The organism is Nocardia sp. NPDC057440, assembly GCF_042802915.1.
Classification (GTDB): domain Bacteria; phylum Actinomycetota; class Actinomycetes; order Mycobacteriales; family Mycobacteriaceae; genus Nocardia.
Map to the genome: position 1 here is coordinate 220,943 of NZ_JBHVDF010000009.1, position 15,755 is coordinate 236,697.

Below are 15,755 nucleotides of genomic sequence, written 5' to 3' on the forward strand. Positions count from 1 at the left end.
CTGAAACGTCGGCGAGGTCGCCGGGACGGCCTGATCCGGAATCGGCACGACGCCGCAACGCCGAATTCAGGGCAAGCAGTCGAGGAAGGCCCGCATGTCATCGGCTTCCGGGACCCCGAGTTCGGTGTAGAGCTCCAGTGCCGCCTTGCCGTGCGTGCGGGCTCGGTCCAGGTTGCCGAGGGCATGGTGGGCGCGGGCCAGCCCGTCGTGGGCGCGGGCCTGTTCGGGGAGGTGGCTTGCCGCGTCGGCGAGTTCGAGCGCGGTGGTGTGATCGGCGACGGCTCGGTTGGGATCGCCGCCGCACCGGGCGGTTTCGCCGAGGCCGTTGACGGCGGCGGCCTCGTCGCTGGGGTTGCCCAACATGCGGTAGAGGTCCCTGGCGCGGCTGTGGTTGGCGAGGGAGAGTTCGAATTGTCCGGTGCCGCGAGCGATGACGCCGAGGTTGTTGAGCAGCAGGGCCTCGCCGCGTTGGTTGCCGAGTTTCTTGTGCAGCGCCAGAGCCCGGTCGAGATGGTCCTCGGCCTCGGTGTAGCGGGCGGCGGCCGCGAAGACCATGCCGAGATTGCCGCGTACATGTGCTTCGCCGACCTGGTTATCGGCCTCGATCGCGAGTTGCAGTGCGTGCTCGAGGTTTCGGCGAGCCAGGTCGTAGTCGCGGCGACGCCAGGCGACATTGCCGAGGGTGTTCAGTGCCCGAGCTTCCTGGAGACGGTCGTCGATCTCGCGGGATACCTCCAGTGCCCGAGTAGATCGGCTGACGGCCTGTTCGAAGTCGCCGTCGCGCCAGTGGGCCCAGCCGAGGTCGGTCAGCGCACGGGCTTCGCCGCTGCGGTCCGACAGTTGCCTGCTGGCGCTGAGGCCGACGGTGTGCAGGCGCGCGGCATCGGTGTGGCGGGAGTGCCCGTCGAGGTAGGGGCGCAGGGTTTCCGCCGCGTCACGCGCGTAGGCGGGCGAGCCGTGTTCGACGGCATAACCTGCTGTGGCAATGAGGTTTTCGCGTTCGGCATCCAACCACCGGGCGGCTGCCGCATTGTCGATGAAGGGAACGATCGGTCCGCTCGGCTCCGGCAGCGGTCGACGGTGTTGCGTGCTGTAGTGGAACAGCAGATCGACGGCTGCGCGCGCCGTGTGCAGGTAATGCTCTAACAGCCGCGTGCGGGCGATGCTTCGGCTGTCGTCGGTTTCTTCTTCGGCCGCGGTGGCGCGGGCGTGCTCGCGCAGTAACTCGTGAAAGGTGTAGCGGCCGAGCTTGTGCTGAGCGATGACGTGCGCGTCCAGCAGATCTTCCAACAGCATTTCGGCATCATCGACGCAGTCATCGGCCAGCGCCGCTGCCGCACCGGCATCGATGTCGCGGCCGGGATGCAGGCCGAGTAGGCGGAACATGCGCCGGTGCGCGGGTTCCAGCTGGCGATACGACAGCGCGAAGGCGGCAGCGACCCCCCTTTCGGCCGTGGACAATTCGGCGAGCCTGCGGCGTTCGCCGCGCAGCCTTCCGGCCAGATACTCGACTGTCCAGCGCGGGCGATGCTGCAGCCGGGCACCCGCGATCCGCACGGCGAGCGGTAGGAAGCCGCACAGTTGCAGCACATCGAGCACCGCAAGTGGTTCGGCGATCGCACGGGCTCCGACGATCCGCTCGAACAGTCCGACGGCATCGTCGGCGGGCAGCAGATCGACCGAAAGTGCTTGCGCGCCATCCAGATCTACGAGGCGCCTGCGGCTGGTGACGAGTAGGAGGCTCGCACCGGTGCTCGGCAGCAGCGGGCGGACATGGTCTGCATCCGCGGCGTTGTCGAACACGACGACCACCCGGCGTCCGGCCAGCTCCGCGCGCCAGAGCGCGCCACGGTCCACCGTCGAGGTCGGGATGCTCTCGTCAGGAATTCCCAACTGGCGCAGAAGAATTTCCAGCGCCGCGTCCGCCGCCACCGGCTCCAGATCGGCCGAATGCGCCTGGAGATCGATGAACAGCTGGCCATCGGGGAAGCGTTGCGCCACTCGATGCGCCACGTGCACCGCCAGCGCGGTCTTGCCGATACCCGCCATGCCGTCGATCGCGCGGATCGTTACCGAGGCGTCGTCGAGGGGGGCGATGAGGCGGTCGAGTTCGGTACTGCGGCCCGCGAAATCCGGTATGTCGTAAGGGAGGAAGTTCGCTCTGGTCGACCTAGCCGCAGCAAGTGCCGGAGCCGGCTCCGGCACCGTGGTCGTCGAACCCGATCGCGGTGCGCCGTGCAGCGCGGGCTCCGATCGCGTCGGTGTGAAGCTCGCCGACGGGGACTGCGCGGGACCGTCCGGTTCCGAATCCGGCGGTGTGATCCCAGCAGCCTCGGAACCGGAGGTCGCAGAATCAGATAGCGCGAGATCGGAAGTCGCGGGTGCGGTCGGCGAACGCGGGAGCGCAGGTGCCCGGGTCGTCGGGTCGTCCCGCAGCACGGCCTGTTCCAGCGCGACGAACGCGCTACTCGGATCGAGCCCCTGCAGTTCGGCGAGCACCGTCCGAAAACTTCGCGCGATCGCGAGTGCGTCGGCCTGCCGTCCCGCTCGGTGCAGGGCGAGCATGAGCTGCGCGGACAGCTTCTCCCGCAAGGGATTCGCCGCGACGTGTGCCCGCAGCTCGTCGAGCAGTTGGTCGTGTTTGCCGAGTGAAAGCTCGATCTCGGCCAGTTGCTCGAAGGCTCCGAGTCGCTTCTCGTCGAGCAGTAGGCGCGCCGAGGCGACGTAGTCGGCATTCAGGCCGGCCAGCGCCTCGCCCTGCCACAGCGACAGCGCTGCCCGCAGTTCGGCTACCGCGGCCGTCGGATCTTGTGCTGTCAGTGTCCGAGCTGTGGCAAGCCGCCGGGTGAACTCATCGAGATCGAGCATCCCGGGTTCGGGCGTCACGACGTATCCGGCGGCTTTGCTCTCCAGTGCCTCGGCGATGCCCGCTTCCCGCAGCACCCTGCGGATCGCGGTCATCGCCGCATGAATTTGCGAGCGCGCCGTGCCGGGCGGCTCCATGCCCCAGACGGCGTCGATCAGTCGCTCGTTGCTGTACACCCGCCCGGCATTGAGCAACAACCAGGCCAAAACGGCACGATGCCGCGGTGCCGCGGGCAATGCGCGACCGTCCACCACGACCTCGACCGGTCCGAGGACCGTGAAACGAACACTGACCAAGCCACCCATAGAACACCCATCTTCGAAGCATCGCCAAAGTATCAACTCGGTCGAAGAAGGTGTTTTCATGCCGCACATCCCCCTGATCGAGCCGGAAGCAACAACAGGTGCGACCCGACGTCTGTTCGCCACAGCGCAACAGCGGTTCGGGATCACGCCGAATGTCGCCAAGGCGATGGCCAACAGTCCTGTCGCGTTGCGCGGCTATCTCGACCTCGCCGCGGCGCTGTGCGACAGCGGGCTGCCCGCGGCGACGCGCGCCCGCATCGGCGTGCTCGTCTCCCAGGAGAACGGCTGCGACTACGGCCTGTCCGCGCACAGCTTCGTCGGCACCCGGCTGAACGGCCTGCGCCGAGACGAGGTCGATCGCGCTCGCGCGGGTACCGCCGCGGACCCGAAGGACGCGGCGGTGCTCGGCTTCGCCGCCGCACTGTTGCGGCGTCGCGGCGCGGTCACCGACGCGGAACTCACGCAGGCGGGCGCGGAGCTGGCGGACGCGGACCTCGTCGACATCATCGCCTGCGTTGCCCTCGCCATCTTCGACAATTACCTCTCCCTCGCGGGCCGGGTGGCCAACGACTGGCCACTCGTCTCGCACACCGACCCCATCGACTCGTCCCAGCTCGACTGACTACGCACCATCGACCCGGCCGCAGCTCACGCTCGACAATCAGGAGTAACCATGAGCGCCTCGCTCGACATGACCACCATGTACGCCATGCACCACGCGCTGCGGCGCGAGCTGGAGCAGATCGCCAAGATCACCAGCCGGATCGACGACGACCCGCGCAAGATCCTCGCGACTGCGGCGGGCTGGCGGTTGTTCACCAAATCCCTGCATATCCACCACACCGCCGAGGACGACGCGCTCTGGCCGGTGATGCGCGAAACGCTGGCCGAGCGTCCTTCGGAGCTGGCGCTGCTCGACGCCATGGAAGCCGAGCACGGCGCCGTCGACCCGCTGATCGAGGCGATCGAGGCGGCCTTCGCCGATCGTGAGAGCGGTGCGCAGCGCCTCGGCGACCTGGTCGATGCGCTGGTCACCGTCCTGGTCGGGCACCTCGAGCACGAAGAAAAGCAGGCGCTGCCGTTGATCCAGGCAACGGTCACGCTGCCGCAGTGGCAGGCGTTCGGTCAGCTGCACGGCAGCAGGATCGGACCGGATGCGCCACAACTGATTCCGTGGCTGCTCGACGGCGCCGACGAGCGGACGGTCGACACGGTCCTCGCGCCGCTGCCGGAGCCGGTCCGCGCCGCCTATTTCCACCAGTGGCAACCCGCCTACATTGCACTGGATCGGTGGAGCGCAGATACTTCCAAATAGTAGGTTCTCACTGTGCTGTCCCCGATCGAAACAGGTCCGGGACGGCTCAGTCTTCGGCAAATTAGGGCAGATGCCCGATACCGCCCGGCGCGCTCCATGTCTAACGTCCCCGATGGGGCCATAGATCGTGAGGAGGCTGCCGGGTGATCGGTATCTGTACCCCGTCCCTGGTGGATGTCGAAGCCGCGGCCGAGCGCATCACCGGACTTGTGCGACCACTCACCGTAGTGGAGGCAGGCCCGGAGTACGCCCCCGGCGCGGAGGTTTTCCTCGGGCTCGAATTCATGCAGCACACCGGCTCGTTCAAGGCGCGGGGTGCGGCCAATCTGCTCGCCGCCATGCTCGCGGCGGGCACGGTGCCCGACGCGGGCATTGTTTCGGCCACCGGCCGCAATGCCGACATCGGATTCGCTTGGGCGGCCAGAATGTTCGGTATTCCCGCCACCGTCTTCCTTGCGGATTCGGCAGCGAAGGCGAGGGTCGATCGGCTGCGGGCGCTGGGCGCCGATGTGCGCGTTTTCGGCCGGACGCAGGAGCAGGCGCAGGACAACGCGGGTCTGTTCATGGCGCGCACCGGCGCGATCGACGCCTACACCTTCGACGACAATCTGACCTCGGCGGGCGCGGGCACGATCCTGCTCGAATGCCTGACCGCCATACCGAAATTGGACACGATCGTGCTCGCGGTCGGTGCGGGCGGCATGTTCTCCGGTGTCGCCGCGGTCGCCGAAGGTCGCGGCATCAGAGTGGTCGGCGCGGAGCCCGAGGGTAGCTGCGCGCTGCATGCGGCACTGGCGGCCGATGCCGTCCTGGACGTGGACATCGACTCGATTGCCGCGGATTCGCTTGGCGCGCCCCGTATTTCCGCCGCTGCCCTCTCCTGGGCCAGGAGCGCGGACGCGCGATCGGTAGTCGTCGACGACGACGCGATCATCCGGGCCCGCCGATCCTTGTGGGAGGGCTACGGTCTCGTGGTCGAGCACGGCTCGGCGACGGCCCTCGCGGCGCTCTCGACCCGCGCGTATCGGCCTGGCCGAGGAGAGCGGGTCGGCGTGATCCTGTGCGGGGCCAACACCGACCCGACCGATCTGCGCGCCGAGATCGGCGCGGTCGGCCACCATCCTGGTCGCACCGAGACCGGGTGCACCCATCGTCAGGAGTTCAGTTCGGCCAGCACGGTGAAGTCGAGGGCGTCCGCGTCGGCGAGGTAGACCGGTTGGGTGGTGTGTGCGCCACGGACTCGGACCTCACCACGCGGTCCGCCGTAACTGACACCGGCGGAACGGCTTTCGATGGCACGCAGATCGAGGCTGCGGGCGGTCTCGGCCAGGGCCGCGAACAACAGCATGCCCTCGTAGCAGGATTCGCCGATATTGTTCAGCGCCGGCGCGAACGCGCCGAACCGCCGGAGATATCGCGCGCCGAAGTCCATGCTCTCGGCGGAGACCACGCTCTCGAAATAGCCACTGGCGGTGTACAAGCCGCGTGTGCTCTCGGGGCCGCTCGCGTATAGCACATCTTCGCCGATCATCATGCTCAGCCGCAGGCGGTGCTCGTCCAGGCCGGCCCTGGCGAACGCCTGGTTGAAGGCGGCACAGTCGGCGCCGACCATGAAGACCAGAACCCCTTGCGCGGGTGAGCGTTCGATCAGGTCGAGCGCGCCGCGGAAGTTGCGTCCGCCGAGCGGGATGTAGCTCTCACCGATTATCTCGATGTCGGTCGTCGCCGCGAATTCCTTTGTAGCTAGCGCAGTTTCGCGAGGCCACACGTAGTCGTTGCCGATCACGCACCAGCGCCGGATGCCGTGTTCCGCGCGCAGCCAGCGCAGGGCGGGGAAGAGTTGCTGGTCAGGGGTCTCGCCGACCATGTAGACGCCGTCGGAATCCTCACCGCCCTCATAGAAGGTCGTGTAGATGTAAGGCACGCGTCCGGCGGTCTGCGGCGTGATCACCTTGCGGGCGTTGGACAGATGCCAGCCGACGACGCCGTCGACGAGTCCCGTGCTGACCATGCGGTCGATCTGCGCGGCCAGTACGGGCAGCGGCGCGCCCGCGTCGACGGCGTGTATCCGGACCCGGCGGTCGAGAATGCCGCCCGCGGCATTGATGTCGTCGACGGCGAGAGTGGCGCAGGCCTCACAGGACGGGCCGAACAAGCCAGCCGGTCCGCTCAGCGGCACCACCAGCGCAATGTCCACGGTGTCGCGACGGCCACGAAAACCCGAGTGCGGCAAGGGAATCACCACCGTATATTTCCATTTGAATCAATACCATACGGCGTTGTCTATATAGTGCTGCGGTGGACGATAGCACTGCCCCCGCCGCCGTGGAGGAGCTGGCGCGACTGGTACGCCGGGCGTCACAGGAATTGGACCGCGCCGTCGCGACCTGTCTCGGCGAAACCTCCGTCGCACGCTGGCACGTGCTGACCGCGGTGGCCGCGGGCACCGGACGTCCGATGGCACACCTCGGCGAGGCGACCCTGCTCACCGGCGCCAGCCTGACCAGGCTCATCGACGCGATGATCACCGAGAACCTGGTCCACCGCAAGGTCGACGACACCGACCGCAGACGCGTCCTCGTCTTTCCTACCCGACGCGGACTGCTGACCCTCCAGACGATGACTCGCGCCATCGCCGAGGCGGGCCTCGATCTGGTCGCCACCGATACCGGCCTACTCACGCGCGCCTTGACCACCATGCTCGACCGACTGCGCGCCACCGAACCGGCGATTTTGTAGGAGCTGTTGCCCCGCGTCGGGCGAATCGATACTCAGGTCATCGGGGTTCTCCCCGATGGCGCGGTGGCGCGATCGCAGACAGACTGGACTGCATGACTTCGCACGCTGTGGCTACCGACACCGCCGAAACCGCGGTTCCGACCGATATCGCGGCCCGTGCCATCGACCTGATGAAGGTGTACGGGTCGGGAGATACGCAGGTCAGGGCGTTGGATGGCGTATCGGTCGAGTTCGCGAAGGGGGAGTTCACCGCGATCATGGGGCCATCGGGCTCCGGCAAGTCGACGCTGATGCACTGCCTGGCAGGTCTGGACGCCGCCAGCTCCGGGACCGTGCGGATCGGCGACACCGATCTGCCCGGGCTGTCGGACAAGCAGATGACGCGGCTGCGGCGCGACCGGATCGGCTTCGTGTTCCAGGCGTTCAACCTGGTGCCGACGCTGACGGCGCTGGAGAACATCACGTTGCCGCTGGACATCGCGGGCCGCAAGCCCGACCAGGACTGGCTGGACACGGTGCTCGAGCGGCTCGGGCTGACCGACCGGCTCACCCACCGGCCCAGCGAGCTGTCGGGCGGACAGCAGCAGCGGGTTGCGTGCGCGCGTGCGCTCGCGGGCAAGCCGGAGATCATCTTCGGTGACGAACCGACCGGCAATCTCGACTCGCGTGCCTCCGAGGAGGTGCTCAACATCCTGCGGGCCGCGGTGGACGAATTCGGGCAGACGGTCGTCATCGTCACCCACGAACCGCACGCCGCGGGCTACGCCGACCGGGTGATCTTCCTCGCCGACGGACGGATCGTCGACGAGCTGCGCGATCCCACCGCGGAATCGGTGCTCGACACGATGAAGGCACTGGAGCAGGCGTGAGTGTGCGACAGTCCTACGCGGTCTCCCACACGAGGCAGGGGCAGCAGTAATGGCCGGTAGTCCGATGCGCAAGGTGGCCTTGCGCAATCTCGCCGCGCACAAGGTGCGGTTGGCGCTGACTGTGCTCTCGGTGGTGCTCGGCACCGCGTTCATCGCGGGCTCGTTCGTGTTCACCGACACCCTGCAGCGCACCTTCGACGGGATCTTCGCCAATCAGGCCAAGGGCGTCGATGTCCGGGTGAGCCCCAAGGAACGGCAGGCCCTCGGCGTGCCACAGAGCGTGGTGGACCAGATCGCGAAGACCGCCGGGGTCCGGGCCGTCGCGCCGAGCGTGAACGGTCCGGTGGTGTTGCTGTATCCGGACGGCAAGAAGGCCGTGCAGACCGGTGGCGCGCCTACCTTCGGGCAGTCGTATCTGCCGCCGGGCAAGGCGGTGGCCGAACCGGACAAGTTCGTCGAGGGCGTCCCGCCCGCGCACGAGGGCGAGATGGCGATCAACACCGGTGGCGCGGAACGCGCCGGGCTGAAGGTGGGGGACAAGACCAAGATCCTCATCCCGTCGCACGGTCCACCCATCGACGTCACGGTGACCGGCATCTACCAGGTGCCCTCCGACACCGGCGGCTTCATCGGGCTGCTGTTCGACGACACACAGGCGCGCAAGCTGTTCACCGACGGCACGCACGTCGCCTATGTCGACATCGCCGCCGCGGGCATTCCGGGCGACCAACTGCGCGACCAGCTTTCGACCACCTTGAAGGACTACAAGGTGCAGAACGGCGAGCAGGTGCGCGCCGATCTGAAGAAGGAAATCTCCAACGCGCTGAACTTCATCAATTACTTCCTGCTCGCCTTCGGTGCGATCGCGCTGATCGTCGGCACGTTCATCATCTACAACACCTTCTCGATGATCGTGGCCCAGCGACTGCGGGAACTGGCACTGCTGCGGGCGGTGGGAGCAAGCAGGCAGCAGGTCGGGCGGTCGGTGGTCGCGGAGGCCTTCGTCATCGGATTGATCGGCAGCGCCATCGGTTTGGCGGGCGGCATCGGTTTGGCGTTCGGACTTTCCGCGGTGCTCAATGCTTTCGATCTCGGGTTGCCGACCGGTTCGATGGCGGTGCGGCCGCGCACGATCGTGGTCGGCATGCTCGTCGGACTGCTGGTCACCTTGGTGAGCGCTTACGCGCCCGCACGACGGGCCGCGAAGATCCCGCCGATCGAGGCGATGCGGGAAGAATTCGCGTCGACCGGTGACTCCTTGCGGGTGCGCACCCTGTGCGGTGCGGTGCTTGCGGTGGCAGGCGTGGTCCTCGTGGTGATCGGTGCGCGATCCACCGGCGGCAATGCCGCGTTGACGGTGGGCATCGGTGCGCTGGCGCTGATCTTGGCCGTGCTGCTCGCCGCGCCCGCGGTGTCGCGGCCGGTGGTCGGGGTGCTCGGCGTGCTGATTCGCCCGTTCGGGCCGATCGGGCGGATGGCGCGCAACAATGCCGCGCGCAATCCGCGCCGAACGGCCGCAACGGCCTTCGCGCTCACCCTCGGACTGATGCTGGTGACCGCGATCGGCATGCTCGGCGCATCGGCGAAGGCGAGTGTGAGCGTGCTGGTCGACAAGGGCGTCAACGCCGACTACGTGCTGGCCGGGCCGCAGTTGATCGGGGTGCCACTCGGCGCGGGCGACGCGGTGCGCAAGTCGGTGCCGCAGGTGGCCGATGTGGTCGGGATTCGTGGCGTCGGGCTGAAGGTCGGCGACGATCAGCTCATCGGCACCTCGCCGGACGGGCCGCTCGACCGAGTGCTGAATTACGACGTGATTCGCGGCACCGACACCCTCGGCGACCACGACATGCTGGTCTCGGAGGACGAGGCCGACGAGCGGGGTTGGAAGGTCGGCAATCAGGTCACCGTGGTCAGTCTGGACGGGAAGAAGATTCAGCTGACCGTGACGGGCATCTACAAGAAGACACCGCTGCTCGGCCCGATGGTGGTGTCGCCCAAGCTGTACGACGAGACCATGCCGATCAACTTCCGCACCAATTTCCTGATGCTGATCAAGGCCAAGCCCGGCGCGGACCTGACCGAGATGCGCGCCGACCTGGAGAAGGCGACCGAGCAATTCGTGGTTGTTCAGGTCCAGGACCCGGAGGAGTTCAAGGGCGCGCAGGGCAAGCAGATCAACACGCTGCTCGCGATCCTCTACGGCCTGCTCGCGCTCGCGGTGGTGATCGCGATCCTCGGCATCGTCAATACCCTGGCTCTGTCGGTGGTGGAGCGACGTCGCGAGATCGGCATGCTGCGCGCGGTCGGAATGCAGCGCGCCCAGGTGCGCAGAACCATCTATCTGGAATCGATGTTGATCGCGGTGTTCGGCGCGATCGTCGGCATGCTGCTCGGCCTCGGCCTCGGCGTCGGATTCCTGCGGACCCTGCGCGACCTGGGCATCGATCAGATCGCGATCCCGTGGAATCAGCTGGTGCTGGTGCTGGTGTGCTCGGCGGTCGTGGGTGTCCTCGCGGCCCTGTGGCCCGGCATCCGAGCCGCGCGCACACCACCACTGGCGGCCATTGCGGATCTGTAGGGCTTTTCGCCCTGACAGCCGGTGTCACTCACTACCGCAATGGCACTCGGTACTGGCAGATCTAACGGCCGGTCGGGCGTAACTCGTGGACAACGGCGGCCGTCGCGGTGGCGGTGACGTTGTCGACCCAGTCCGGAATGGGCATCGCGGCCGCGATGTACTCGCGGACGAGTCCGTAGGGAATGGCCTTGACGGCCGCCACCGCGATCGCCATGCGGTGCTCGTCGGCGTCGCCGAACTCCGCGACGGCGGCGGCGCGCAGCGCGTCGTCCATTTGGTCGTTGACCGCGGCGATAGCACAGTGGAGAGGCGCTTGCCAGTGGCTGGGGCAGACGTGCGTATTCGCCGGGCGCGCGCCACGTGTGCGCCGGTGCGGCCGGTGATGCGGAGTGCTGTATTCCCTTGACCTGCTGATGGTTACGGCTGATCCAGCGCCTTCCTCGGTTGTTTGTCTCTCCGGTCACATAGCGGTGAATCGAAGCGGATGGTGATGCTACGGTAAACGGAGGTTGTTGCTCCACTTAATTGTAGCTGGCGGCCTGCTTCGATGAGGAAGGGAGCCGCTGGCGATGGTGGCAGTGGGTTTCGGTGGTCCCGGCGTGAGTTTTCCGCCCGCGCTCGCCGAACGGGCCGAACGGGTGCGCGCCGCCGTGTACGGCAGGGGCGGTGAGGCGATCGGGCAGCTCGCGCTGATCACCGTGTTGTATCTGGCCTATCGGGTCGGTCGCATGTTCACCGCCGACGACACGATGCACGCGATGGGCAATGCGCACGCCATACTCGGTGTCGAAGACCGGCTCGGACTGCCGGAGGAGACGACGGTGCAGGCGATCTTCGTCGACCGGAGTTTTCTCGCGGTGCCCGCGAATTTCTATTACGCCACCGCGCATTTCACCGTCGCGGTCGCGGTGCTGTTGTGGCTGTGGACTTTCCGGCCCGAGCACTACCGGTGGACCCGCAACTTGATGGTGGCGCTGACCGGCGGCGCGCTCGTGGTGCACGTTCTGATGCCACTCGCGCCGCCGCGCATGCTGCCGCAGTACGGGTTCGTCGACCTCGCCGCCATCCACGGCCAATCGGTCTACGGCGCACCCGATTCCGGCGGCCTGTCCAATCAGTTCGCGGCGATGCCGTCACTGCATGTCGGATGGGCGCTGCTGCTCGCCTTCGCCGTGGTCGCGGCGACCCGAACCCCATGGCGCTGGCTGGCATTGGCGCATCCGGTCATCACCACCCTGGTGGTGATAGGCACCGGCAACCACTACTGGCTCGACGCCATCGTCGCGATCACGCTGCTCGCGGCAGCGGCCGCGATACATCCGCTCGTGGTGCCGGAATCGGCGACCGCCTGGGGCGTGATGGGCCCAGTGGAATCGACAGTAGCCATCACCAGATGATCGCGCCGCCGGTTGTGTGACCTTAGGGGCGGTCGAACTCGCCGTCGTTCAGGCCGTGGGTGAAGGCGTCCCATTCGCTGGGGGTGAACACCAGGGCTGGGCCGGTCGGGTTCTTCGAGTCGCGAACACCGACCATGCCCCTATCCAGATGCGCGATTTCTACGCAGTCTTGGGTCCCGCTGCTCCGACTGCTCTTGAACCATCGCGCGCCTGACAGGTCTGCACTCACTGGTCGAACTCCTCTGCAATCTCGAGGATGAGTCGACGGCTCTCGCCCTCATCCAATGCCGAACGCCGTAGCCGAGTGTATGCGTCCCGGTACTGCTGTACTTCGTCGAACTTTTCGAGGTACAACGCACCCGTGTACCCCTGGACGTACACAACGGGCGGCTCCGTCAGGTGGGCGGTTGGGTGCTTCGGGAACTCGAGCAACACAAATGTGCCGACCAAGAGACCCGGGTGTGTTCCTGCCGACGCTGGCACGACTCGCACGGACACGTTTGCCAACTTGCTCACCTCCGTGAGGTGCTGGAGCTGAGCCGCCATGATCGCAGGGCTGCCGATCGGTCGACGTAACGGCAGCTCATCCAGAACAACCTCGAGCTTGATGGGGTTCGATTCGCTCGTTAGCCGGTCTTGTCGACGAGTCGCCAGCTCCATTCGCCGTTCCACTTCGGCGGATTCAACATTCGGCAGCTCCGCCCAGATCACGTCGCGTCGATACTCAGGGATCTGCAACAGTCCGGGGATGAGTGCAGCCTGATAGGAGGAAAGCCGATGTGCGGCTTGCTCGAGGCCGACGAATAGATCGAAGTGCTTCGGGATGGCATCTCCATAGGCATGCCACCAACCCTTGCCCTGTGCCTCCTCGGTGAGTCCGAGTAGTACTTGCGTCTTCTCCTCGGTTGCACCATAGACCTGGCACAGCCGCTCGATGTCGATGAACCGCAGCCTGACCGGCTGCCCCGTCTCCATGCGCCAAATCGTCTGTTTACCAACGGATATAGCTGCTTTGGCTACGTCCATCGTGATGCCCGCGTTCTCCCGTAGGTCGTGCAGTTCGCGGCCGAGCAGTCGTCTGGGAAGTGTGGAACCGGTTGCCATCCTTGCCCCTCCAAGAATTCGGTTGTCGATTGGAACCACACTGACATCTCTGGTGGAACTTCATGGGTTTTTACTGGAAAGTTCCCGTTGATATGTGGAGCCTTGCGGGGCCGGGGTGGTGTGCTGGTGGTGCGCCCGGGATGACTCTCCCTTCCCCTTCGTCAGGAGTTTGTCAGGGGCCGGGCGCACCCAGCCGCAGGCGATCCCCGGAGGTCGGCAGATGCCGAATAGTGAGCTTCCGCAACGAGACCCGTTCACCGGGCCACCAACCGCACACGTCGGCGCGACGGCCGAGCTGGTCGAGCGCTTCGCGTACGCCCTACGGGAGTGGGCGGGGCGGCCGGTGGTCGCCGAATCGTCCCGGTGCCGGGGTGTGGCGTCCCCCGGCATCGGGCGCACGAACCGGGAGTCGCGGTGATGCGTCGAGATCGGCTGCGCACCAGCGAATCACCGGATGGCCGGAAGGTTGCTACCTGGCGGCTACTGCGTTCGGGGGCTCGTATCCTGCGGGTTCAGAATAGGGCCGACGCTTCCCCTGCCTACCGGTGGCCCGGACGGGAACCGTTGCCGCTGGGAGCGCCGGGATTGGTGTTATTCGACGTGTTGGGACCGCCGGATCTGGCGACGGTTCGAGAAGCCTTCCCCGGCTACCTCGATCTGTGGGACGCGGTGCGTGAGGACTACTGGCAGGCACTACTCGACACGTCCGATCTGCCTGGCTCGGGTACGGAGAGTTAGTCGGATGTTCGAAATTCACTCCCGGCGAGCCGAACTCGCGCCATCGGTAGCAGCCCTACTCGCCCTCTTCCACGAGGACACTCCCCAAAAACTCGCCCTCGCCCCCGACGACAGTCCCGCGATACTCCACCATGCGGACGGCACCCTCTCCCAGGTCGGCGAAGACGGCTGGCCAACGGCTGGCCCATGACTGCGGCAACACCGAGAGCCCGCCACCGCGTTCTGCTGCTATCGTGCGGAGTCACGCGTTCGCGGACGGGCGCATGCGGTGGGGGGACCATGGCTCGGTGCAATCGAAGTGGGCGGAACCGGTGGGCGCGAGCACTGGGGGCAGTGTCAGTCTCGGCTCTGCTGCTCGTGGCCGGATGCGGCGGCGCGAAACCTGACCGGGCCGCAACATTTCCCGAGGATCTGGTGAACACGATCGACCGGATCGTGCAGGCCGACATCGACGCGGGTCTGATACCCGGCGCGGCCGTGGCGATCGTCGATCCTGAGCGTGGAACCTATAGCCGCGCCTACGGTTTCGCAGACATCGCCACCGGCCGCAGCGCCGAGGTGCATGACCACTATCGGATCGGCAGCATCACCAAGACCTTCGCCGCCACCGCGGTGCTGCGGCTCGCCGACGACGGCAAGCTGTCGCTCGACGATCGACTGAGCGACTACGTCGACGGCATTCCCAACGGGGACACCATCACCGTGCGCGATCTGCTCGGGATGCGCGGCGGCGTCTACGATTTCAGCGTCGATCCCGAGTTCGCGCCGCAGCTGCTGGCAGCGGTGCCGGACCGCCAATGGACGACCGACGACACGCTGCGCGTGATCAGGACGCACCCGGAAAAAACGCAGCCGCCGAATATCCGCACCAGCTATTCGAATTCGGAGTTCTTCTTGCTCGGCCTGGTGCTGGAACGCGCCACGGGACGCCCGTTACGCGATGTGATCAACGATCTCGCGCGGGACTACGGGCTGCCCGATACGGTCTATCCGAGCGACGGGGTGTTGTCCGCGCCGGACAGCCGGGGCTATGCCTACAACGCGGATGTTCGTACCGACGTCACGGTGCGGACCCCGCCATCGATCTGGGGCGCGGCCGGCTCCATGACTTCCACGGTGACCGATCTCGCCGCCTACGCGCCGATGCTGGTCCAGGGGCAGTTTCTGCGGCCCGAAACTCTGCGGGCGCGAACGACTTTCATCTCCGGGACCGCGTTCGGTAATCCGATAGGCTACGGCCTCGGTCTGATGAGGTGGGGTTCGTGGCTGGGGCATACCGGTTCGGTGCTCGGATATACAGCGGTAGCCATGTACCTGCCCGATCGCAAGGTCAGTGTCGCGGTCGTCGCGAACCAGTACGAGCCGTCCTACGGGAGCCTGCTGCCCATCAGCGCCGCGTCCATCTGGTTTGACGTCGTGGCACGACTGTATCCAGGAACGGTTCCGCGCCTCGATGCCCCGTCGAGGAGTCCGGCCCCGCCGGTCCCGTCGCCCGCCGAGCTGACCGATCAGCTTCGCAACGCACTGGATCCGACGATTCCAGCCGCCGACAAACAACTGCGGGCTATGGGCGACGACAAGGATCCCGAATTGATTACCAAGATCGCGCGTGCCTATGTGGGCGTCGCAGTCACCGTAGACAAGACGACCGACCACGGCGACGGAGTCATGTACGCCACCACGCGCGCGGCCATTTCACAGAAAACCGTGCCGATGATCATCGGATTCGAAGCCGTCGACGGCAGCTGGCGGTTCGACAGCGTGTGGTCCTGCCAGCAGCTGGCCGTCGCCGGCGAGAAGTCACCCGCCTGCCCGTGACCAACCTCGAGGAGGCGCTCGGTGTT

At 66.7% G+C, this 15,755-nt stretch carries 16 protein-coding genes; 11 read left to right on the forward strand and 5 right to left on the reverse strand.

The features are described 5' to 3' along the window. Positions 1-66 precede the first annotated feature (66 nt). On the reverse strand, positions 67-3,162 hold the full coding sequence (locus ACFU4Z_RS20550) for a tetratricopeptide repeat protein (protein WP_379065226.1): 3,096 nt from the start codon (positions 3,160-3,162) through the stop codon (positions 67-69). 67 nt (positions 3,163-3,229) lie between these two features. Between ACFU4Z_RS20550 and ACFU4Z_RS20555 the strand changes: the two genes are divergently transcribed. From ACFU4Z_RS20555 to ACFU4Z_RS20565, 3 genes are all read left to right on the forward strand, one after another. After that, positions 3,230-3,793 carry a carboxymuconolactone decarboxylase family protein gene (locus tag ACFU4Z_RS20555; RefSeq protein WP_379065228.1) on the forward strand — a complete coding sequence of 188 codons (564 nt, stop codon included), beginning with the start codon at positions 3,230-3,232 and terminating at the stop codon, positions 3,791-3,793. Positions 3,794-3,844: 51 nt separating this feature from the next. After that, positions 3,845-4,486, forward strand: a complete 642-nt coding sequence (locus tag ACFU4Z_RS20560) for a hemerythrin domain-containing protein (RefSeq protein WP_379065230.1) — start codon at positions 3,845-3,847, stop codon at positions 4,484-4,486. A gap of 143 nt (positions 4,487-4,629) precedes the next feature. Further along, complete coding sequence (locus tag ACFU4Z_RS20565) at positions 4,630-5,697, forward strand: pyridoxal-phosphate dependent enzyme (protein ID WP_379065232.1); 1,068 nt, start codon at positions 4,630-4,632, stop codon at positions 5,695-5,697. On the opposite strand, the gene ACFU4Z_RS20570 is transcribed toward ACFU4Z_RS20565, so the two are convergent. Then, on the reverse strand, positions 5,640-6,731 hold the full coding sequence (locus ACFU4Z_RS20570; RefSeq protein WP_379065234.1) for a substrate-binding domain-containing protein: 1,092 nt from the start codon (positions 6,729-6,731) through the stop codon (positions 5,640-5,642). The two genes, ACFU4Z_RS20565 and ACFU4Z_RS20570, sit on opposite strands and share 58 nt — an antisense overlap. Before the next feature lie 53 nt (positions 6,732-6,784). On the opposite strand from ACFU4Z_RS20570, the gene ACFU4Z_RS20575 reads away from it, so the two are divergent. The 3 genes from ACFU4Z_RS20575 to ACFU4Z_RS20585 all read left to right on the forward strand — a co-directional run bounded on the left by ACFU4Z_RS20575 (position 6,785) and on the right by ACFU4Z_RS20585 (position 10,672). Then, a complete protein-coding gene (locus tag ACFU4Z_RS20575; RefSeq protein ID WP_379065236.1) occupies positions 6,785-7,225 on the forward strand; it encodes a MarR family winged helix-turn-helix transcriptional regulator in 441 nt (146 codons plus the stop codon). A gap of 92 nt (positions 7,226-7,317) precedes the next feature. Next, positions 7,318-8,094 carry an ABC transporter ATP-binding protein gene (locus ACFU4Z_RS20580; RefSeq protein ID WP_379065238.1) on the forward strand — a complete coding sequence of 259 codons (777 nt, stop codon included), beginning with the start codon at positions 7,318-7,320 and terminating at the stop codon, positions 8,092-8,094. A 49-nt stretch (positions 8,095-8,143) separates the two neighbouring features. Further along, positions 8,144-10,672, forward strand: coding sequence for an ABC transporter permease (locus ACFU4Z_RS20585; RefSeq protein ID WP_379065240.1), 2,529 nt, complete (start codon positions 8,144-8,146; stop codon positions 10,670-10,672). Positions 10,673-10,733: 61 nt separating this feature from the next. On the opposite strand, the gene ACFU4Z_RS20590 is transcribed toward ACFU4Z_RS20585, so the two are convergent. Then, the gene (locus tag ACFU4Z_RS20590; RefSeq protein ID WP_379065242.1) at positions 10,734-10,946 is read right to left on the reverse strand and encodes a hypothetical protein; all 213 of its coding nucleotides are present in this window, start codon (positions 10,944-10,946) and stop codon (positions 10,734-10,736) included. Between the two features lie 295 nt (positions 10,947-11,241). On the opposite strand from ACFU4Z_RS20590, the gene ACFU4Z_RS20595 reads away from it, so the two are divergent. Next, the gene (locus ACFU4Z_RS20595; protein WP_379065244.1) at positions 11,242-12,069 is read left to right on the forward strand and encodes a phosphatase PAP2 family protein; all 828 of its coding nucleotides are present in this window, start codon (positions 11,242-11,244) and stop codon (positions 12,067-12,069) included. A 22-nt stretch (positions 12,070-12,091) separates the two neighbouring features. Here ACFU4Z_RS20595 and ACFU4Z_RS20600 read toward each other — a convergent pair whose 3' ends face one another. Then, entirely contained in the window at positions 12,092-12,298 is a 207-nt protein-coding gene (locus tag ACFU4Z_RS20600; RefSeq protein WP_379065246.1) for a DUF397 domain-containing protein, read from the reverse strand. Continuing rightward, positions 12,295-13,173: a helix-turn-helix domain-containing protein gene (locus ACFU4Z_RS20605; RefSeq protein WP_379065248.1), complete on the reverse strand. Its 879-nt coding sequence runs from the start codon at positions 13,171-13,173 to the stop codon at positions 12,295-12,297. The genes ACFU4Z_RS20600 and ACFU4Z_RS20605 overlap by 4 nt, the downstream gene beginning before the upstream one ends. Positions 13,174-13,393: 220 nt before the next feature. On the opposite strand from ACFU4Z_RS20605, the gene ACFU4Z_RS20610 reads away from it, so the two are divergent. The 4 genes from ACFU4Z_RS20610 to ACFU4Z_RS20625 all read left to right on the forward strand — a co-directional run bounded on the left by ACFU4Z_RS20610 (position 13,394) and on the right by ACFU4Z_RS20625 (position 15,729). Further along, a complete protein-coding gene (locus tag ACFU4Z_RS20610) occupies positions 13,394-13,591 on the forward strand; it encodes a hypothetical protein (RefSeq protein WP_379065250.1) in 198 nt (65 codons plus the stop codon). A gap of 170 nt (positions 13,592-13,761) precedes the next feature. Next, positions 13,762-13,911, forward strand: coding sequence for a hypothetical protein (locus tag ACFU4Z_RS20615; RefSeq protein ID WP_379065252.1), 150 nt, complete (start codon positions 13,762-13,764; stop codon positions 13,909-13,911). Between the two features lie 4 nt (positions 13,912-13,915). Beyond that, on the forward strand, positions 13,916-14,101 hold the full coding sequence (locus ACFU4Z_RS20620; protein WP_379065254.1) for a hypothetical protein: 186 nt from the start codon (positions 13,916-13,918) through the stop codon (positions 14,099-14,101). Positions 14,102-14,244: 143 nt separating this feature from the next. Then, positions 14,245-15,729: a serine hydrolase domain-containing protein gene (locus ACFU4Z_RS20625; protein WP_379065256.1), complete on the forward strand. Its 1,485-nt coding sequence runs from the start codon at positions 14,245-14,247 to the stop codon at positions 15,727-15,729. Positions 15,730-15,755 lie beyond the last annotated feature (26 nt).

Excerpts from the sequence above, each read along its gene's own strand:
- ACFU4Z_RS20555 (WP_379065228.1), top strand. The coding sequence starts at position 3,230 with ATGCCGCACATCCCCCTGATCGAGCCGGAAGCAACAACAGGTGCGACC.
- ACFU4Z_RS20560 (WP_379065230.1), top strand. The coding sequence starts at position 3,845 with ATGAGCGCCTCGCTCGACATGACCACCATGTACGCCATGCACCACGCG.
- ACFU4Z_RS20580 (WP_379065238.1), top strand. The coding sequence starts at position 7,318 with ATGACTTCGCACGCTGTGGCTACCGACACCGCCGAAACCGCGGTTCCG.
- ACFU4Z_RS20585 (WP_379065240.1), top strand. The coding sequence starts at position 8,144 with ATGGCCGGTAGTCCGATGCGCAAGGTGGCCTTGCGCAATCTCGCCGCG.
- ACFU4Z_RS20590 (WP_379065242.1), bottom strand. The coding sequence starts at position 10,946 with ATGGACGACGCGCTGCGCGCCGCCGCCGTCGCGGAGTTCGGCGACGCC.
- ACFU4Z_RS20595 (WP_379065244.1), top strand. The coding sequence starts at position 11,242 with ATGGTGGCAGTGGGTTTCGGTGGTCCCGGCGTGAGTTTTCCGCCCGCG.
- ACFU4Z_RS20605 (WP_379065248.1), bottom strand. The coding sequence starts at position 13,173 with ATGGCAACCGGTTCCACACTTCCCAGACGACTGCTCGGCCGCGAACTG.
- ACFU4Z_RS20610 (WP_379065250.1), top strand. The coding sequence starts at position 13,394 with ATGCCGAATAGTGAGCTTCCGCAACGAGACCCGTTCACCGGGCCACCA.
- ACFU4Z_RS20620 (WP_379065254.1), top strand. The coding sequence starts at position 13,916 with ATGTTCGAAATTCACTCCCGGCGAGCCGAACTCGCGCCATCGGTAGCA.